Raw genomic sequence first — 19,819 nt, forward strand, 5'->3', positions numbered from 1 at the left:
GGAACTGACCTAAATGGTTCCTACTGTCGATCACGTCACCGCGACACACCACCCGGATCTTCCGGGACAACGCGGCGGGCACACACCGAGGAGAACCATGAGCACCGAGATCCGCCCCTTCCGCATTGATATCCCCCAGGCAGGTCTGGACGACCTGCGCGACCGGCTGGCCCGCGCCCGGTGGCCCCGGCGACTACCCGGCGAGGAGTGGAGCCGCGGCGTCCCCGCCGGCTACCTCAAGGACCTGGCCGGCTACTGGCGCGACGGCTACGACTGGCGCCGGCACGAGGCACGACTGAACGAATTTCCCCAGTTCATGACCGAGATCGACGGTCAGGACATCCACTTCCTGCACGTGCCTTCCGCCGAGCCCGACGCCCTGCCGATCATCCTCACCCACGGCTGGCCGAACTCGTTCGTGGAGTTCACCGACCTCATCGGCCCCCTCACCGATCCTCGCGCGCACGGCGGCGACCCGTCTCAGGCGTTCCACGTGGTCGTGCCGTCGGTGCCCGGGTTCGGGTTCTCCGCGCCGCCGCGCGAGATCGGCTGGAACGTCACGCGCGTGGCGCGGATCTGGGCGGAGCTGATGCGCCGCCTCGGATACGACCGCTACGGCACCCAGGGCGGGGACTTCGGCGCGTACGTCGCCCCGGAAGTCGCCAAGGTCGCCCCGGATCACGTGATCGGCGTCTATGTCATCAGCGGGCTCGGTTTCCCCACCGAAGACGACGTTCCCGAGATGACCGACGACGAGCGGGCGGCCTACGCACAGCTCCAGAAGCAGGACTGGATGAGCGGCGTGGACCATCATGGGCTGCTGCGCGCGGCGCCCCAGACCTTCGCCTACGGATGGCACGACTCCCCGGTCGCCGCGCTGGCCTGGATGACGCAGAAGTTCAAGGAGTTCGCCACCGCCGCGAAACCGCCGGAGCAGGTGATCGATCGCGACCTGATCCTCACCAACGTGAGCCTCTACTGGCTCACCGGGACGTTGGGAACCTCATCCTGGCCCTATTACGACAGCGCGGGTTTCGGCTGGCCGGAGGGGCAGACGGCGGCGCCGACCGGTGTGTACAGCGGACCGCCCGGAATCCGCCGGCTCGCCGAACGACACAACACCATCGTTCACTGGCCGGAAGACAACCCAGGCGGCCACCACTTCGTCGCGATGGAGCAGCCCGATCACGTCGCCGCCGACATCCGCGAGTTCTTCGGCAAGGTCCGCTGACCTTCGCCCGCGGCCGCGTCTCTCAAGCCCGGTGACGCGGCCGCACTGCCCCCTTTCTTGCGACAGAGCCGTTAACTACTGGACACACCCCGTCCCCCCCGCGGGCAGTACGGTACGGCGGTGAGAACGCTGCCTTCTGAGACGCTGATCCGCCGTGATGGCGTGGTGGTCGAGTTGCCGGCTCCCGGGCGCGCGATCGACACCTGGCCCGGGGAGGTCGGTGACCTGACGGAGCTGCGCCGGATCGACCTGGCGTGGAACCGGCTCGCCGAACTCCCCGCCTCGATCGGCGGCCTGACCAGGCTGGTCACACTCCGGCTCGACGGCAACCGGCTCACCGGCCTGCCGCCCGAGGTCGCCCGGCTCCGGGCGCTGCGCGAGATCCACCTGGACGGCAACGCCCTGGACGCCTTTCCCCGCGCGCTGCTCGACCTGCCCGGCCTGACCACGCTCTCCCTCTACGGCAACCAGGTCGCGGAGCTCCCCGCGGACCTGGACCGCCTGGCGAGCCTGCGGCACCTCGCGGCAGGCGGCAACGGGCTCACCTCCGTACCGGACGCGGTGTGGCGCATGACGGGGCTGCGCTCGCTCAACCTGGCCGAGAACGCGATCACGGAGATCCCCGAAAGCATCGGCCGCCTGCGGGAGCTGCGCATGCTCGACCTCGGCCACAACCGCCTGGCGCGGATCCCCGAGGCGATCGGCGACCTGGTGAACCTCACCGACTACCTGTACCTGAGCGACAACGGCTTCACCTCGGTGCCGTCCTCGCTGGGGAGGCTGCGCCGGCTGGCGTACCTCAACCTCACCGACAACCGGCTGACCGACCTGCCCGGCAGCCTCGGCGACCTCGCCGGGCTGGTCGAGCTCAGGCTCTACAACAACCGCCTGACCGCGCTGCCCGAGTCGTTCGGGCGCCTTGCCGCGCTGCGCGAGCTGCACCTGCGCGGCAACCGCCTCGCCGGGCTGCCCTCCGCCCTCGGCGGCCTGCGCGAGCTGCGCGTCCTCGACCTGCGGGACAACGTGCTCACCCGCCTGACGGACGCCGTCGGCGGGCTGACCGCGCTGACCCACCTCGACCTACGGAACAACCGGCTGCGCGACCTCCCGGAGGCCCTCGCCGCGCTGCCCCGCCTGGAGAAGCTCGACCTGCGCTGGAACAAGTTGGACGGGCACCCCGCCGTGCTCGACACGCTCCGTGAGCGCGGCTGCGCCGTCCTGCTGTGACGTTCGGTGACCGCTCCGCGCGAAAGGGGGTCTCAGGCGGGCATGGCGGCGAGCAGGTACGCCAGGCGCGCGGCGGCGGCCTCGACGTTGTCGGCGGTGCCGAGGCGGTAGCCCCAGGAGGTGAGGAAGACGCCGTCGGGGGTGCAGGTGACGACCTCGTTCAGCGTGCTGCTGAAGCGGTTGCGGACGCGGACGGTGACCGGGGTGCCGCCGAGGACGCGCACGGAAAGGTCGATATGTCCGCGGGCCGCGAGGGCGAACCGCTCAAGACAGGACATGGTGTCCAGCATGCACTCCCCACCTCCGCTTCTATCGGAGAAGTCAGGATCGCATGATCTTGGCATAGCGGGCAAGCAATTGTGAGTATTAGGGAGCGATTGTTGGCCCAACCAGAATTTTCGGACTCCAGGCCAGAGGGTTAGGGCGGATTCGTCCGAATATTTCGGTTCTATAGCTGTCGGTGGATTATGGGGCCGTCCGGTCGGCGAAGTCCACCAGCACCCGGAAGATCACCTCGCGCGCCCTCTCGCGGAACACCGCGACCTCGCACAGGTCCTCGAAGGCGTTCGCGTAGAAGGCGACGTCCTCCGGATCGCGGAGCTGGAGGTCCTTGGTGCGCGTCGGCACGCCCACGAGGGACTCGTTGTAGATCCAGAAGCCGTTGAGCAACGTGGACGGCAACTCGGCCGAGAAGGGGATCACGCCGAACTCGACGTTGGGCAGGGTCGTCACGGCGAGTAGCCGGTCGAGCTGGCCGCGCATCACCTCGTCCGGGGCGAGCCGGTAGCGGAGCGCGGCCTCGGGGACGACGAAGCGGAACCGGCGCTCGGGGTCGTAGAGGATCTCCTGGCGGCGCATGCGGACGCGGATCGCGGCGTCGACGTCGTCGGTCGCGCCGTAGACGCGGCGGACCTTGCAGAAGATGTTGCGCGCGTACTCGGCCGTCTGGAGGAGGCCCATGACGACGCCGGGCTCGAACGCGCGGAAGAGCTTGGTACGCGACTCCAGGTCGCGGATGTCCTCCTGGAGCGCCGCCAGCCCGCTCTTGTGCCGCTGGCGCCAGGAGTCGTGCCGCTCCAGCAGGCCGATGGCCTCCGCGATGAGCTCGTCGATGACCTCGGGCGACGCCTCGACGGCCTGGCCCCACACCACGACGTCGTCCTCGGTGGCGGTCTGCCGGGCGTTCTCGATGCGCGAGACCTTGGAGGCCTGCCAGTTCAGGCGCGCGGCGAGGTCCTTGCCGGACAGCTGGGCCGCCTCGCGGAGGTGGCGGAGCCGGGTGCCCAGGTCGATCCGCGCCTGCTGAAAGCTGCTCACCCTCACCCTCCGGTCGGCCTCGGACTCGCACGAGGTTAGACCGGCGGGAGCGTGCGTGCCATAGGGATCACCCTATTCGTGATCAACTACCGTCAGGTCGGGGTCGCGACCGGACAGGACGGTGCGCGCGACCTCCACCAGGAGCGCGCGTGGCACCTCCACGGCCGACTCGCCGTCCAGGACGTCGCGAAGATCCGCCCGGGCGTCCGGGTCGGTCAGCGTGAGGCCCTGGACGACGATCGTGCCCCGGTCCGTCTCGTACAGCGACGGGCACGCGCCGGCCTCGGATGTGGAACCTAGAAACCGCAGGCGCATAAACGTCCTCCTCCCCGTTAATGCTGCCGAAACAGCACAATTGCGCGCAATTGTAGATTATCTGGACATGCTGAGGAGGTCAGTCCCCCGTGACGCCGTCCGCCATCTCCCGAAGGATGTCGATGTGCCCGTTATGCCGGGCCGTCTCCTCGATGAGGTGGTGCATGATCCAGCGCAGCGTCACGTACTCGCCGCTCCGCGTGGGCTTCTTCGCCACGGTGTCGAGATCCGTCACGGCCACCAGCTCGCGGTAGCGCGCGCACTGCTCCTCGTACTCCTTGAGGAGCCGGTCCAGGGGGATCTCGGCCGCGATGCGCATCTCGCGGTCGGGATCGTCGTCGGTCCAGGGGCCGCGGTCCTCCTCGCCGAGCAGCCGGATCTGGATCCAGGCGTACTCGACCCACCGCAGGTGGCTCACCAGCGCGCTGATGCTCATCAGCGGCGAGGTGGGCAGCGGCGTGGCGCGGGCGTCCTCCTCGGCCAGGCCCTCGCACTTGGCGTGGACGGTGGCCCGGACGTAGTCGAGCATGGTGGTCAGTGTGGCCCGTTCATCCCAGGTGGGAGGTGTGTCCGTTCTGGTCATGTGAGGAGCGTGCTAGACCCGCGCTCGCCTGTCCAACGGTTATAGGAATCCGGACTACCGCCGCGCGGAGCTCCTCTCCGAGGGCCTTGGCCTGGGCGTCCATGCGCGGGCTCGCCGCCACGCCCCGGCCGAGCAGGCCGTGCACGACGAAGTTCAGCGCGCGCAGGTTCGGCAGCCGGTACCGGTCGATGCCGAACGAGGCCAGGGCCGGGAGGAGGCTGCGGAGCCGGTCGGCGGTCAGGAAGCCCTCCAGCCAGGCGTACTCGGCGTCCGTGCGCACCCAGACACCGAGGTTGGCGTTGCCGCCCTTGTCGCCGGACCGCGCTCCCGCGACCGTCCCCAGCGGGACCTCGCGGACGGGCCCGCCGCCCTCTCCGCCCGGCGCCGGGCCGCCGACGGCGAGATCACCCGCCGCGTCGTCCGGTGTGCCGCTCACCGTGCCTTCCGTGCCGTCGCCGCTCGGACCGTGGGCCTCGCCGGACGGGCGGCCGGCCGGGGAGTCCTGCCAGGCGCGCCGGTCGCCGAACCACACCTCGGCCCGCACGGCCCCCGCGGGGACGGCGCCCGGCCAGTACACCCCGTACGCGGACGCCTCTCCCGGGGGAGTGAGCGCGTAGAAGCCCGGGAAGCTCGCGAGCCCGGTCTCCACGACGGCGGAGGAGAACGCGCGCCCCGCCTTCCTCTGGTCGGCGTCCATCACCGTGACGCGCAGCAGCGCGAGCGCGCCGGGACCGTCCGGCGCGGCCACGGGCGTCAGTTCCACGTGGACCTCGTCGAAGGACTCGCGCGGGACGCGGGCGAAGACGGCGTCCAGCGCCAGCCGCGCCTTGGCCTCGATCTCCAGGCCGGTGAGCACGAGCGTCATCGTGTTGCGGTAGCCGCCGAGGTGGTTGAGCGCGACCTTCAGCGTGCCCGGCGGCGGCTCGCCCCGGACGCCCGAGACGCGGACGCGGTCCTCGCCGTCCGGCTTCAGGTGGATCGTGTCGAAGCGGGCCACGACGTCCGGGCCGAGGTAGCGGGGAGAGCCGATCTCGTACAGGAGCTGCGCGGTCACCGTGCCGACCGACACGCGGCCGCCCGTGCCCGGGTGCTTGGTGATCACGCTGGAGCCGTCGGCGTGCAGCTCGGCGATCGGGAAGCCGCAGTGCGCGATGCCGGGCACCTCGGTGAAGAACGCGTAGTTCCCGCCGGTCGCCTGGCAGCCGCACTCGATGACGTGCCCGGCGACGACCGACCCGGCGAGCGCGTCGAGGTCGCCGGGACCCCAGCCGTACCGCCACATACCCGGGCCGGTGACCAGCGCCGCGTCCGTCACCCTGCCAGTCACCACCACGTCGGCGCCGAGTTCCAGGGCGGCGGCGACGGGCCGGCCGCCGAGGTAGGCGTTGGCGGTCAGGGGCGTCGCGTCCAGCCGCTCGCCGGTGTCGAGGTTCACCAGGGCGCCGAGGGCGTCGAGGTCCCGCCCGGTCAGGTCGTCGCCGGTCACATGCGCGACCCGCGCGTCCAGCCCGAGCCGGTCGGCCAGCTCGGCGACGGCCCGCGCGCACCCGGCCGGGTCCAGGCCGCCCGCGTTGGACACGATCTTGATGCCCCGGTCCAGGCACGTGCCGAGCACCTGCTCCATCTGGGTGAGGAACGTGCGCGCGTACCCCGGGCGGCCCTTCAGCCGGTTGCCGGCGAGGATCAGCATGGTGAGCTCGGCCAGCCAGTCCCCGGTGAGCACGTCGATCGGCCCGCCCTCGACCATCTCGCGGGCGGCCGACAGCCGGTCGCCGTAGAACCCGCTGCAGTTGGCGACGCGCAGCGGCGCCGGGGCGGCCTTCACGAGGCGGGGGCGTCGGCGGACGGGACCCAGGAGGCCGGGCGCTTCTGCATGAAGGCTCGCAGACCCTCCTGCCCCTCGGCGGAGGTGAAGCGCTGGGCGGACAGCTCGGCCATGCGCCGCATGCCCTCGTCCACCGTCACGCCCGGAACCTCGCGGACCAGCCGCTTGGTGATCGCCAGCGCCTCCGGGCCGCCGCGCAGGAGCATGTCCGCGTAGCGCGCGACCGTGGCGTCGAGCTCCCCGGCCGGGACGGCGCGGGTCAGCAGGCCGATCTCGGCGGCGCGGGCGGCGTCGAACACCTCGCCGGTGAGGAAGTACTCGGCGGCGGCGCGCGGGTCCAGCCGCCGCAGCACCGTCACCGAGATCATGGCGGGGACGACGCCGAGCCGCACCTCGCTGAACGCGAACGTCGCCGAGTCGGGGGCGATGGCGAAGTCGCACGCGGCCACGAGCCCGAGCCCCCCGGCGCGCGCGGTGCCGTTCAGCCGGCAGATCACCGGCTTGGGGCTCTGCCAGATCAGGCTCATGACGCCGGGGAAGGACGCGGTGACCGGCGCGTCGTCCGGACGCTCGGCGCGCGCGGGCGCCTGCTCCTTCAGGTCGGCGCCGGAGCAGAACACCGGCCCCGCGCCCGTCAGCACGATCACGCGCACGGCCTCGTCGCCGATGGCGTCCTCCAGCGCGCGCTCCAGCTCGCCGAGGAGGCGCACCGACAGCGCGTTCCTGTTGGAGGGCGAGTCCAGGGTCACGGTGGCGACGCCGCCCCGCGTCTCGTGGTGGACCAGCGTGGTCACTGAAGCACCCTCTTTCTCACGGCACCGGCTTTCCCGAGCGCCGGCCTTGTCACTGCGGGGGTCACGAGTTCTCGATCACGGCCAGGACGGCCCCCGCCTCCACCTGCAGGCCGGGGGTCGCGTTCAGCGCGGACAGCACCCCGGACGAGGGGGCGCGGATCTCGTGCTCCATCTTCATCGCCTCCAGCGTCAGGATCGGCTGCCCGGCCGCGACGCGGGCCCCGGACGCGACCTCGACCCGCAGGACCGTACCCGGCATGGGGGCGAGCAAAGAACCGGGGGCCACCCGCGCCACCGGCTCGGGCAGCCTGGGCAGCGCCGTCAGCCGGACCGAGCCGAGAGGGGAGTCCACGTACACGGCGTCATGGGCGGCGTCGTACGCGGTATCGGACGTGGGCTCGTGTGCGGCTTCACGCGGGGGGCCGGCGTACCTGGCGACGGCGAAGCGCCGGGCGACCCCGGCGACGTCGAGCACGACCAGCGCCGGCGCGGCCGAGACGAGCCGCACGTCCTCGAAGCCTTCGGCCCGCAGGCCGTCACGGGTCAGCCGGTAGGCGATCTCGACCCGCCCCGCCGGACCCTCGAAGGCGGCGCGCTGCGGCTGGGAGGGGACGTTGCGCCAGCCGCTCGGCAGCCCGCCCAGCGCCGGCGCGGCGGCCCGGCGCCCGGCGGCGAGCGCCAGCGCGGCGGCCAGCGCCGACAGCGGCACGACCGGGTCGGCGGAGGGCCTCGCGGAGCCCGACGCGGAGCCGGACCCGGACAAGGTTTCCGGCGCGGACGCCAGGTCGTGGACCTCCAGGAAGCCGGTGTGGGTGTCGCCCGCCAGGAACGCCTCGTGCCGCAGCACGCGCACGAGCAGGTCGCGGTTGGTGGTCACCCCGTGCACGCGGGCGCGGGCCAGCGCGGACGCGAGCCGCCGCGCCACCGCCGCCCGGTCCGGACCCCAGGCGATGACCTTGGCCAGCATCGGGTCGTAGTGCGTGCCGACGCGCGACCCGGTCTCGACCCCCGAGTCCAGCCGGAGCCCGTACGCGGCCCTGGCGGGCACCTCGAAGCGCGCGCCGACCCCCGGCACCTCGAACAGGCGCAGCGTGCCCGCCTGGGGACGCCAGCCGTCCGCGGGGTCCTCGGCGTACAGGCGGACCTCGATGGCGTGCCCCGACGGCTCGGGCGGCGCGGCGGGCAGGCGGGCGCCCTCGGCGACCTCCAGTTGCAGGCGCACCAGGTCGACGCCGTACACGCATTCGGTCACCGGATGCTCGACCTGCAACCGGGTGTTCATCTCCAGGAACGCGACGGTGTGCCCCTCGGCGCCGTCCTTGACCAGGAACTCGACGGTGCCCGCCCCGACGTAGCCGATCGCCTTGGCGGCCCGGACGGCGGCGTCGCGCAGCTGCTCGCGGACGGCGGGGGACAGGCCGGGCGAGGGCGCCTCCTCGACGACCTTCTGGTGGCGGCGCTGGATCGAGCACTCGCGCTCGCCCAAGGTCCAGACGGTGCCGTGGGAGTCGGCCAGGACCTGCACCTCGACGTGGCGGGCGTGCTCCAGCAGGGGCTCGACGAACAGGGTGCCGTCGCCGAACGCCGCGAGCGCCTCGCCTCCGGCCGCCGCGAGCGCGGCCTCCAGGCCGGCGGGGTCGCGGACGACGCGCATGCCGCGCCCGCCGCCGCCCGCCGACGCCTTCACCAGCACGGGATAGGCGAGCTCGGCCGGGGACCCGGGGACGACCGAGGCGAGCACCGGCACCCCGGCCGCGGCCATCAGCGCCTTGGCCTCGATCTTGGACCCCATGCGCGCGATGGCGTCCGGCCCCGGCCCCACCCAGGTCAGCCCGGCCTCGATGACCGCCCGCGCGAACGCGGCGTTCTCGGACAGGAAGCCGTAGCCGGGGTGGACGGCGTCGGCGCCCGCTCTCAGCGCCGCGTCCACGACCGCGGCGATGTCGAGGTAGGTGTCGGCGGGCCTCACCCCGGGCAGCCGCACGGCGTGGTCGGCCTCGGCGGCGTGCGGGGAGCCGGCGTCGGCGTCGGAGTACACCGCGACGGTCTCGATGCCGAGGTCGCGGCACGTGCGGAAGACGCGGCGGGCGATCTCGGCACGGTTGGCCACCAGCAGGCGACTGATCATGGGCTCACATCCGGAAGACGCCGAAACCCGGTCCGGCGGGGGCGGGGGCGTTGCCGATGGCGGACAGGCACAGGCCGAGGACGGTGCGGGTGTCGCGCGGGTCGATCACGCCGTCGTCGTACAGCCGCCCGGACAGGAAGAACGGCAGCGACTCCGACTCGATCTGCGCCTCGACCATCTGGCGCATCGCCGCGTCGGCCTGCTCGTCGTAGGCCTGGCCGCGGGCCTCGGCGGCGGCCCGCCCGACGATGGAGAGCACCCCCGCGAGCTGGGCGGGGCCCATGACGGCCGACTTGGCGCTCGGCCACGAGAACAGGAAGCGCGGGTCGTACGCCCGCCCGCACATGCCGTAGTTGCCCGCCCCGTAGGAGGCGCCCATGACGACGGTGAGGTGCGGGACGGTCGAGTTGGACACCGCGTTGATCATCATGGCGCCGTGCTTGATGATGCCGCCCTGCTCGTACTCTTTGCCGACCATGTAGCCCGTGGTGTTCTGCAGGAACAGCAGCGGGGTGCCCGACCGGCAGGCGAGCTGGATGAACTGCGCCGCCTTCCGCGCCTCCTCGCTGAACAGCACGCCCCGGGCGTTGGCCAGGATGCCGATCGGATACCCGTGCAACTCGGCCCAACCCGTCACCAGGCTCTCGCCGTACAGCGGCTTGAACTCGTCGAACTCGCTGGCGTCGACGATGCGGGCGATGACCTCGCGCGGGTCGAACGGCACGCGCAGATCCTCGGGGACGATGCCGAGCAGCTCCTCCTCGTCGTAGAGGGGAGGCCGCGCGGCGCCCGGCGCCGGGCCCGGCTTGCGGTGGTTGAGACGCCGGACGACGCGACGGCCGAGGCGCAGCGCGTCGTGCTCGTCCAGCGCGAGGTGGTCGGCCAGGCCGGAGACCCGGGCGTGCATCTCGGCGCCGCCCAGAGACTCGTCGTCGGCCTCCTCGCCGGTGGCCATCTTGACGAGCGGCGGGCCGCCGAGGAAGACCTTGGCGCGCTCCTTGACCATGACCACGTGGTCGCTCATGCCCGGGACGTACGCGCCGCCCGCCGTGGAGTTGCCGAACACGATCGCGACGGTCGGGACGCCGGCGGCCGACAGACGCGTGAGGTCGCGGAACACCCGCCCGCCTGGGATGAAGATCTCTTTCTGCGTGGGCAGGTCGGCACCGCCCGACTCGACCAGGTTGATCAGCGGGAGCCGGTTCTCCAACGCGATGTCGGCCGCCCGCAGCGTCTTGCGCAGCGTCCACGGGTTCGACGCGCCGCCGCGTACGGTCGGGTCGTTGGCGGTGATCACGCACTCGACGCCCTCGACCACCCCGATGCCGGTCACCACGCTGGCGCCCACCGGGAAGTCGGTGCCCCACGCGGCCAGCGGCGACAGCTCCAGGAACGGCGAGTCGGGGTCGAGGAGCAGCTCGACGCGTTCGCGGGCGAGCAGCTTGCCCCGCCGGTGGTGGCGCTCGGCGTACTTGGGGCCGCCGCCCGCCACCGCCTTGGCCTGCTCGGCCGAAAGGTCGCGCAACTTGGCCAGCATGGCCTCGCGCCTCGCCCGGTGGTCGGCGCTCGCGGCGTCGAGCCTGCTGTCGATCACGCTTCACTCCCCGGATGCCGGTGGCCTGGCCCAGAAGTTAGTACACCGCGCCGACACTTCCGGCGGCGGACCCGGCTAGCCGCAGTGGGACCAGCCGCTCTTCCACGTGGCGGAGCCGTACCCGCCGCCCCAGATCACGCACACCTTCTTGGCGGCGAGGCGGATCGGCCCGGCGTAGGCGGTGTAGACGCCCGTGTCGCTCCCGGTGGCGCCGCCCTTCACCTGGAGGATCGCGCTCATCCTGACCTTCTGCGGCACGACGTACTTCGACAGCGTGACGACGCAGTTCTTCCCCACCGCGCCGTTGTAGAGCAGATAGGTCGTCCCGGAGCCGAACGCGTGGGATTCGAGGACCTTGTACCCCGACCCGCACACCTGGGCCGCCGTGTACGGGTTCGGCTTGGGCGTGGGTTTGGGGGTCGGCGTGACGCTGGGCTTCACCGTGGGCTTGACGGTGGGCTTGACGGTGGGCTTGGCCGTCGGGCTCGCCGTGGGCTTGCTCGTCGGGGTCGGCTTGCCCGTGGGCGTCGGCGCGCTCGTGGGCCGGTCCGAGGGCGACGGGGACCTCGTCGGCGCCTTCGTCGGGGTGGGGGACTTCGACGGCCTCGCGGTATGGGCCGGCTTCTTCGCCGGGGCGGTGGCCTGGCGCGTCGTCCCGGCCGTGGGACGGGGCGTCCTGCTCCTCGACGGGCTCGCCATGGTCGCGCTCGGGACCGGCGCGACGGACGCGGTGCCCTCCACCAGCGGCTCGGAGCCCGTGGGCACGGTGGTCGGCGTGGCCGTCGGCGGCACCGGGGCCGCGGTGGAGGCGACCGTCTGGGCGATCAGCGCGCCGCCTCCGGCCAGGACGGCGGCCACCGCCCCCGCCGCGACCGGCAGCAGGACCGCCCTGCCCCCGCGTCTCGCCCCGCGCCCGTCCTTGCCGGCCGCCCCGGCGGATCCCGCCACTCCGGGAGATCCCGGCGGCGGGCCGGCCGGGCGGCCCATCAGGTGCGCGACCACGTCGTCGGCCGACGGGCGCCGGGCGGGGTCCTTCGACAGGCACGCGGCCACGACGCCGCGCAGCGGCCCGTCCAGCGCGGACAGGTCGGGCTGCTCGTTGAGGATGCGGTTGATCACCGCGGGGATCGAGTCCGCGCCGAAGGCCGGCCGCCCGGTGGCGGCGAAGACCATCGTGACGCCCCAGGCGAACAGGTCCACGGCGGGCGTGACGGGCGCGCCCCTGAGCTGCTCGGGGGCCAGGTACGACGGGGTGCCGAGCGTGTCCTGGGTGACGGTCGCGCCGGGGGAGTCCAGCGCCTTGGCGATGCCGAAGTCGATGACCACGGGGCCTTCGGGGCCCATGAGCACGTTGGCGGGCTTGAGGTCGCGGTGCAGGATGCCGGCCCGGTGGATCGCGGACAGCGCGGTCGCCGTGCTGATGGCCAGGCGGTCCAGCGCGGCGCCCCGGCGCGGCCCCTCGCGCTCGACGAGCTGGCGCAGCGAGGGTCCGGGCACGAACTCGCTGACGATGTACGGCCGGTTGCCGGCGAGGTCGGCGTGCAGGACGGCGGCGGTGCAGAACCGGGCCACGCGCTGCGCGACCGAGACCTCGCGCAGGAAGCGCCCACGGGCCTCGGGATCGGAGGAGAGCCGCGCGTGCAGCAGCTTGATCGCCACCTGCCGCCCGTCCGGGCCGCTGCCGAGGTAGACGACGCCCTGGCCGCCCTCGCCGAGGCGCCCGGTGATCTCGAACGCGCCGAGGCGGCGCGGATCGTCGTCCGTGAGCGCCTGTGCCACCCCGACCCCCGATATCCGCCTGTCTGCCCGTTCTGAGATAGAACGCTACCAGCGAGACCGTTGGTATCGGGGTTTCATGGTCAGATGGCCTTGCCGGGGTTCAGGATGCCCAGAGGGTCGAAGACCTGCTTGATCCCCCGCTGGACCTCGCTCACGACCGGCCCGCTCTCCAGGCCGAGCCAGCGCCGCTTGAGCAGCCCGACGCCGTGCTCGCCCGTGAGCGTGCCGCCGAGGTCGAGAGCGGCGCGGAACACCTCGTCGGCCGCCGCCCAGACGTTCTGCGGCGGCTCGGGCAGGCCCCGGTCGAAGATGAACACCGGGTGCAGGTTGCCGTCCCCGGCGTGCGCGACCGTGCAGATCAGCACGTCGTGGCGGGCGGCGGCCCGCTCGACCGCCGAGATCATGTCCGGCAGCACCGAGCGGGGGACGCACACGTCCTCCACCAGGCACGCCCCGAGCCGCTCCTTGGCGGAGTAGGCCAGGCGCCGGATGCCGATGAGCTCCTCGGTCTCCTCGGGGGTGGAGGACACCGCGACGAAGCCGGCCCCGTTCAGCTCGCACAGCCGCGCCATCTCGGCGGCGTCGCCGGGCGCGTCGCCCTCGGCCTGCGCGATGAGCATGGCCTGGACGCCGGGTTCGAGGCCGATGTTCTTCCAGTCGTCGATCGCCTTGAGCGTGTTGCGGTCCATCAGCTCCAGCAGCGACGGCCGGCACCCGGCCGCGACCATGGCCGCCACGGCGTCGCCCGCGGCGCGCAGCGAGGGGAACTCGGCGGCGATGGTGACCGGCGGCAGCGCGGGGGCCCGGCGCAGGCGCAGGGTGGCCGAGGTGATGACGCCGAGCGTGCCCTCCGAGCCGACGAACAGGCCCGTGAGGTCGTACCCGGTCACGCCCTTCATGGTGCGGCGCCCGGTGGAGATGATCCTGCCGTCGGCGAGCACGACCTCCAAGCCGAGCGCGGAGTCCCGGGTCACGCCGTACTTCACGCAGCGCAGCCCGCCCGCGTTGGTGGCGAGGTTGCCGCCGATCGTGGAGATCTCGTAGGACGAGGGGTCGGGGGCGTACATGAGCCCGTGCTCGCGCGCGGCGCGGTCCAGGTCGGCGGTGATCACGCCGGGCTCGGCCACGGCGATCTCGTCGGCGGGGGACAGCTCGCGGATCGCGGTCATGCGCGCGAGGGACAGCGTCACGCAGCCGTCGACGGCCGTCGCGCCGCCGGCGAGCCCGGTGCCCGCGCCCCGGGGGACGACCGGCACGCGGTGCTCGGTCGCCCAGCGCAGGGTGGTCACGACGTCGTCACGGGTCTGCGCCGCCACGACGCACAGCGGGGTGCCGGGCACGAGGAAGGTCTGGTCGCGGGCGTAGGAATCGGTGACGTCCGGATCTGTCAGGACTCGTCCAGCCGGGAGCGCGTCGACCAGGGCAGCGAGAGCGTTCACGCCTGTGACTGTACGTTCTGCCCGGGAAACCCGCCGACTCGGGGGCAAGAGGTGATATGTCTGGCGGTGTTCGCCGGTAAAGGGAGGGTACGGGACGTCCGGGACGCTGGAACCCCGTAGGCGCCGTCCGATCCGTATGACGATTTCACAACATCCTCGGATGCCTTTACTGTTACTTTACTTTTTCCTCTAACGTCCGCTTTGCCGATTCTGGGGCGTTCCATGGTGGACGCGCCGGATCTCCACTGCTGGCGCGTCCATCCCGGCGTGCCTTGGACGTCGCCCGGTGAACCCGGGTGAAGCCCGGCCACGGGCGGAGGAGGAACCCTGTTGTCACGCAAAATCAGGCGGCTCGTCGCCGTGCTGCCGGTCATGGGACTGGCGGCCGCCGGCCTCTCGGTCACCAGCGCCGCGGCGTCGGGGGACACGACGGTCGCCAGGTACGTGCCCACGGCGAGCGACTACTACATCAACTACGCGCCGCCGAGGGTCCAGGGCGACAGCGCGTCGAAGTCCGACGAGAAGGTGGACACCGCCACCGACAAGCGGAAGGCGGGCACCCCGACCGCCGAGGACATCGACCACAAGTTCGCCGAGGGCAACCCGGTCGCGGCCCGCGAGCTCGCCAAGCACGAGCGCCAGGCCGTCCGCACGGGTAAGAACCCCTTCGAGTTCCTGTACAAGAAGGCGCAGACGACGAAGAAGGCCAAGCTGCTCACGCTGCTGGTCGAATTCAACGAGAACGCCAACGACGACTTCTCCGGGTTCAGCCACCCGAAGGACACCACCGACGCGGACGACTGCATCACCGAGCCGCCCGGCACCAAGATCAGCGGTCCGCTGCACAACAACATCCCGGACCCCGCCACGGCCGCTGGCGGCGGCAAGGACAACAACTCGATGTGGGTGAAGGACTTCAACAACGCCCACTACAACGACATGCTCTACAGCACCAAGGGCATCACCAAGCGGGTCCGCACGGACCTGAAGGACCCTCGCGACGGCAAGCCGGGCATCGACATCTCCGGCTACACCATGAAGAACATGTACGAGGAGATGTCCAAGGGCGCCTACACCGTCACCGGTGAGGCCATCGGCTGGATCAAGGTCCCGCACTCCGAGGCCTGGTACGGCGCGGGCGCCTGCCACGCCGCCGTCCAGGACTCCTCCGGCCACCCGGACAACCCGCGCGGCGCCGCCCAGATGGGCGTGGACGCCGTGAACGAGCTGGCCAAGGCGAACCCGAACTTCCCCTGGGCCGACTACGACCAGGAGGACACCTCCGACGCCGACGGCGACGGCAACTACGCCGAGCCCGACGGAGTGATCGACCACCTGGTGCTCGTCCACGCGGGTGAGGACAAGTCCGGCGGCGGCGGCGCCCAGGGCACCTTCGCCATCTGGGCCCACTCCAGCGCGATCCCGGGCGGCTACACGATCCCCGGCACCTCGGTCAAGATCTCCAACTACATCGTGCAGCCCGAGGACTCGGGCGTCGGCGTGTTCGCCCACGAGTACGGCCACGACCTCGGCCTGCCCGACCTGTACGACGCGACCGGCGCAGGCGACAGCGACGTGGAGTTCTGGGACCTCATGTCCACCGGCTCCCACTCCGGCCCGATCTTCCAGTCCATGCCGATCCACATGGGCCTGTGGGACAAGTGGGTGCTCGGCTGGGCCAACCCGAAGGTCCTCAACCCGGGCGACGGCACCAAGCTCCTCACCGTGGGCCAGTCCTCGCGCACGCCCAAGCTGACCGAGGACGGCGTCCGGGTCAACCTGCCCGACAAGGACGTCACGCTCACGACCCCGCACAGCGGCGCCAAGGTGTGGTGGGCGAGCAACGACCAGGACTGGGCCGACGTCAAGCTGACGCGTGACATCGCCGTCCCGGCCGGGGCCGACACCAAGTTCTGGTTCTGGAACGACTACACCATCGAGGGCGACTGGGACTACGGCTTCGTCGAGGTCTCCACCGACGGCGGCGCGACCTGGAACGAGCAGAAGATCTACGGCGCGGACGGCGCGCTCGTCTCCACCGATGACGACTACGCCGACCCCAACAAGCGGATGAAGGACTACGGCAACAAGAAGTACGGCCTGACCGGCGACTCCGGCGGCTGGCAGCACTTCTACGCCGACCTGGCTCCGTTCGCCGGCAAGAACGTCAAGCTCCGCCTCCGGTACGCGACCGACGCGGCCGCCAACGAGCGCGGCTGGTTCGTCGACGACTTCTCGCTCGTCAGCGGTGGCAGCACCCTCTGGAGCGACGACGTGGAGTCCGGCCTCGCCGGCTGGACCCCCGCCACCGGCACCTTCGTCGACACGAGCGGCGCGGGCTGGGTGCAGCACCCGGGCTTCCTGAAGAGCGCCCAGTACTACCTCGCCGAGTGGCGTAACCTGGACGGCTTCGACAAGGGCCTGAGCTACACCTACGACACGACCTGGAACCGCGACGGCGCCTGGAAGGTCGAGAAGGTCCCCTACAACGCGCCGGGCATGCTCGTGTGGCTGCGCGACGCCTCGCTCGGTTACAACAACCCGGCGAGCAACGTCTGGGAGCTGCCGTCCGCGGGCGCCAAGGGCCAGCTCCTCCTGGTGGACTCCCACTTCGACCCGCTGCGCCGCACCGGCCAGGCGGCCACGGTGGACACCAGCACGCTGAAGAACATCCCCTCCCGCCCGCAGTCGTCCAACGCGGCCTTCGGCTTCATCAAGACGTACCCCTTCAAGGAGTGCATCGAGGGCGCGGCGTTCACCGAGTACTGCACGCAGTTCCAGCCGCAGAACCCGGTCAGCACGTTCACCGACGCCAAGGGCTGGTACCCGGGCCTGGAGAGCCGCGACACCGGCCTGTACTTCCGGTTCCGCGACGGTTCCACGGTCGTCCCGTCCAAGGGCAACGCGCCCTACTCCCTCCGTGTGGTCAACGCCGACGGCACCCCCGCGACGGACCTGTACGGAGAGGACGTCAACGGCTTCACCCTCGGCTCCGGCAACCCCGGTGACGAGGGCAAGCAGCTCGGCGTGAAGATCCAGCTCCTGGCTCCGCTGCCGGGCAACCTCGGCGTGATCGCGCAGTTCACCACGCCGAAGAAGTAACCACAAGGAGTGAAACGCGGGCACCCGCCCGGACGGTGAGCCGTCCGGGCGGGTGACGCGGGCGGGCCGCGCCGGCACGGGCGGCCCGTGAAACGGCCTGCGGGACGGGTACGGCATCGCCGCGCCCGTCCCGTACGCTGTCCAGGACGTTTCGCGACTGCACGGCATGTCCCCCCGGAAGCGCTAAGGACGGAAGATCGGTGAGCGAGCTGCGGAGCAAGGCGGAGCACACGGCGGCGATCCGCGACCTGCGCCGAGCCGTCCTGGTGGTGAACACCCGGTCCCGCAAGGGCCGCCACAGGTACTTCGAGTCGCTGCGGCTGCTGGAGGCCGACGGGTTCCGGCCACTGCGGTCCTACGCGGTCATGGACCCGTCGCGGCTTCCGCAGACGATCAACGAGGCCCTCGACCTGCGGCCCGACCTGCTCGTGGTCGGCGGGGGCGACGGCAGCCTGAGCGAGGCCGTCAAGCACGTCGCCCACCGCGACGTCGCCCTCGGCGTCCTGCCGCTCGGCACGACCAACAACTTCGCCCGCAGCCTCGGCCTGCCGCTGGACCTGGGCCTGGCCGTCAAGGTGTTCAGCAGGGGCAAGGTCGCCGACATCGACCTCGGCATGGCGGGCGACCGTCCCTTCGCCAACCTCGCCAGCTTCGGGGTGTCGGTCGAGGTCGCCGGCACGGTGAAGCCCTGGCTCAAGCGCGCCCTCGGCCGCGCGGCCTACCCGCTGACCGCGCTGACCGTCCTGCCCGGGCACAAGCCCTTCCGCGCCTTCATCACCGTGGACGGCCGCCGTCACGAGCTGCTGACCCACCAGCTCAACATCGCCAACGGGCGCTACCACGGCGGCTGGCAGATCGCCCGGGACATCAGCATCGACAACCGCCGCCTGGTCGCCTACCAGCTCGGCTCGGGCAAGCGGCTCCGGCTGATCGCCGAGACGATGGTACGGGCGGCGGGCGGGCGCTGGCGCAGCCTGGCGGGCGGCCCGTTCGTCACCGGCGGCGAGATGCTGCTGGAGACCGAGCCCACGATCGCCGCCGACGTCGACGGCGAGGTCCGCCTGCGCACGCCTCTGACGATCCGCACGATTCCGAACGGCCTGCGGGTGATGGTGCCCCCGCGCTTCGTCGACACCTGATCGAACGGGCGCGCAGGGTGACCTCGGTGACGAACGCCCGCCCGAGGCCCTGGACCCGCACCGGATCTTCACCAACGCCTTCCTGACCACCCTGCTCGGCTGAACGCCTCCCGGCGGGCGCGGCGGCTAGGGACGTACCGGCGTCCCGCCCGCGCCCGCACGGGGCCGGCCGGCCAGCGAGGCCGCCATCCGGCCGACCGCGTCGGCCACCCGCCCGGGGGAGGTGGCGAAGTTGAACCGGGCGAACCCGCGCCCGGGGGCCCCGAACTTCGGCCCGGGGTACAGCGCGACGTCGCCCCGCCGCCGGAGCCAGTCGGCGGGGTCGTCGCCGAGCCCCAGCGCGCGCAGGTCCAGCCAGGCGAGGTAGGTGGCCTGCGGCGGCTGGTACCCGGCCTCGGGCAGCCGCTCGGCCAGCAGCTCGCCGAGCAGCGCCCGGTTGGCGGCGAGATCGGCCAGCAGCTCCTCCAGCCACGGCTCGCCCGAGGCGAAGGCCACCTCCGAGGCGATCACGCCGAGCAGCCCGGCGCCGTCGGCGACCTCGGGGGCGATGCGGGCGACGTCGGCGTGGGCCTCCGCGCCGGGGACGGCCAGCGCCGCCTTCAGCCCGGCGAGGTTCCACGCCTTGGAGGCCGAGGCCAGCGTGATCGAGCGGGCGCCCGCCGTGGCGTCCAGCGACCCGAACGGCACGTGCCGGGCCCCGGGGTAGACGAGCGGCGCGTGGATCTCGTCCGAGACCACCCGCACCCCGTACCGGCCGGCGAGCCCGGCGACGGCCAGCAGGTCGTCCTCGCCGAAGACCAGGCCGGTGGGATTGTGCGGGTTGCACAGCAGGAAGGCGGAGGCCCCGGCGGCGAAGTCGCGCTCCAGCGCGGCGAGGTCCAGCCGGTAGCCGGCCGGGGTGAGCACCAGGGGGTTCTCGACGATCGGGCGGCCGATGCGGGGGAGCCAGTAGAAGTACGGAGGGTAGGCGGGGGTGTTGACCACCACCCGGTCCCCGGGCTCGGTGACCAGGTGCAGCACCTCGACGATGCCCGCCATGACGTCCGGAACCAGGCGCATCGCGGCCGGGTCGGGGCGCCAGCCGAACCGGCGCGCGGCGAACCCGGCGAACGCCTCCGGCAGTCCTCCGGTGGCGGCGTACCCGGTGTCGCCCTGGCGGATCGCCTCGGCCAGCGCCGCCGCGATCGGCTCGGCGAGCGGGGTGTCCATCTCCGCCACCCACACCGGCAGCACGTCCGGTGGATACTCCCGCCACTTGGAGCTGCGCCGCTCCCGGAGCTGGTCGAGGGTGTACGCGGACAGAGGGCCCGCGTGGCCGCCGCCTGTGCTGGTCAAGATCATCCCTT

General features: G+C 72.2%; 15 protein-coding genes. 4 read left to right on the forward strand and 11 right to left on the reverse strand.

Features of this window, described 5'->3' with window-relative positions; genetic code table 11:
• Positions 1–97 precede the first annotated feature (97 nt).
• On the forward strand, positions 98–1,231 hold the full coding sequence (locus tag DQ384_RS20580) for an epoxide hydrolase family protein (protein ID WP_114030481.1): 1,134 nt from the start codon (positions 98–100) through the stop codon (positions 1,229–1,231).
• A gap of 120 nt (positions 1,232–1,351) precedes the next feature.
• On the forward strand, positions 1,352–2,458 hold the full coding sequence (locus DQ384_RS20585; RefSeq protein WP_245966647.1) for a leucine-rich repeat domain-containing protein: 1,107 nt from the start codon (positions 1,352–1,354) through the stop codon (positions 2,456–2,458).
• Positions 2,459–2,490: 32 nt separating this feature from the next.
• Here DQ384_RS20585 and DQ384_RS20590 read toward each other — a convergent pair whose 3' ends face one another.
• The 10 genes from DQ384_RS20590 to DQ384_RS20635 form a co-directional block, all read right to left on the reverse strand.
• Positions 2,491–2,748 (reverse strand): hypothetical protein, encoded by a 258-nt coding sequence (locus DQ384_RS20590; RefSeq protein WP_114030482.1) that lies wholly within the window; start codon positions 2,746–2,748, stop codon positions 2,491–2,493.
• A 175-nt stretch (positions 2,749–2,923) separates the two neighbouring features.
• Entirely contained in the window at positions 2,924–3,775 is an 852-nt protein-coding gene (locus DQ384_RS20595) for a helix-turn-helix domain-containing protein (protein ID WP_114030483.1), read from the reverse strand.
• A 72-nt stretch (positions 3,776–3,847) separates the two neighbouring features.
• Positions 3,848–4,090: a hypothetical protein gene (locus tag DQ384_RS20600; RefSeq protein ID WP_114030484.1), complete on the reverse strand. Its 243-nt coding sequence runs from the start codon at positions 4,088–4,090 to the stop codon at positions 3,848–3,850.
• Between the two features lie 79 nt (positions 4,091–4,169).
• Positions 4,170–4,673, reverse strand: a complete 504-nt coding sequence (locus tag DQ384_RS20605; protein ID WP_114030485.1) for a DinB family protein — start codon at positions 4,671–4,673, stop codon at positions 4,170–4,172.
• Positions 4,639–6,420 (reverse strand): acyclic terpene utilization AtuA family protein, encoded by a 1,782-nt coding sequence (locus DQ384_RS20610; RefSeq protein WP_245966664.1) that lies wholly within the window; start codon positions 6,418–6,420, stop codon positions 4,639–4,641. Before DQ384_RS20610 ends, DQ384_RS20605 begins: the two co-directional genes overlap by 35 nt.
• Before the next feature lie 74 nt (positions 6,421–6,494).
• Positions 6,495–7,292, reverse strand: a complete 798-nt coding sequence (locus DQ384_RS20615; RefSeq protein WP_114030487.1) for an enoyl-CoA hydratase-related protein — start codon at positions 7,290–7,292, stop codon at positions 6,495–6,497.
• 61 nt (positions 7,293–7,353) lie between these two features.
• Positions 7,354–9,420 carry an ATP-binding protein gene (locus DQ384_RS20620; RefSeq protein WP_114030488.1) on the reverse strand — a complete coding sequence of 689 codons (2,067 nt, stop codon included), beginning with the start codon at positions 9,418–9,420 and terminating at the stop codon, positions 7,354–7,356.
• Between the two features lie 4 nt (positions 9,421–9,424).
• The gene (locus DQ384_RS20625) at positions 9,425–10,957 is read right to left on the reverse strand and encodes an acyl-CoA carboxylase subunit beta (RefSeq protein ID WP_114030594.1); all 1,533 of its coding nucleotides are present in this window, start codon (positions 10,955–10,957) and stop codon (positions 9,425–9,427) included.
• Positions 10,958–11,089: 132 nt separating this feature from the next.
• A complete protein-coding gene (locus DQ384_RS20630; RefSeq protein WP_114030489.1) occupies positions 11,090–12,793 on the reverse strand; it encodes a serine/threonine-protein kinase in 1,704 nt (567 codons plus the stop codon).
• A gap of 80 nt (positions 12,794–12,873) precedes the next feature.
• Positions 12,874–14,232: an FAD-binding oxidoreductase gene (locus DQ384_RS20635; RefSeq protein WP_114030490.1), complete on the reverse strand. Its 1,359-nt coding sequence runs from the start codon at positions 14,230–14,232 to the stop codon at positions 12,874–12,876.
• A gap of 330 nt (positions 14,233–14,562) precedes the next feature.
• Here DQ384_RS20635 and DQ384_RS20640 point away from each other — a divergent pair, with 330 nt between their 5' ends.
• Together DQ384_RS20640 and DQ384_RS20645 are read left to right on the forward strand one after the other, a co-directional pair.
• Complete coding sequence (locus DQ384_RS20640) at positions 14,563–17,334, forward strand: immune inhibitor A domain-containing protein (protein WP_245966648.1); 2,772 nt, start codon at positions 14,563–14,565, stop codon at positions 17,332–17,334.
• A 200-nt stretch (positions 17,335–17,534) separates the two neighbouring features.
• Positions 17,535–18,473: a diacylglycerol/lipid kinase family protein gene (locus DQ384_RS20645; protein ID WP_114030491.1), complete on the forward strand. Its 939-nt coding sequence runs from the start codon at positions 17,535–17,537 to the stop codon at positions 18,471–18,473.
• Positions 18,474–18,599: 126 nt separating this feature from the next.
• On the opposite strand, the gene DQ384_RS20650 is transcribed toward DQ384_RS20645, so the two are convergent.
• Positions 18,600–19,808, reverse strand: coding sequence for a MalY/PatB family protein (locus tag DQ384_RS20650; protein WP_245966649.1), 1,209 nt, complete (start codon positions 19,806–19,808; stop codon positions 18,600–18,602).
• Positions 19,809–19,819 lie beyond the last annotated feature (11 nt).

Source organism: Sphaerisporangium album, assembly GCF_003323745.1.
Lineage (GTDB): Bacteria > Actinomycetota > Actinomycetes > Streptosporangiales > Streptosporangiaceae > Sphaerisporangium > Sphaerisporangium album.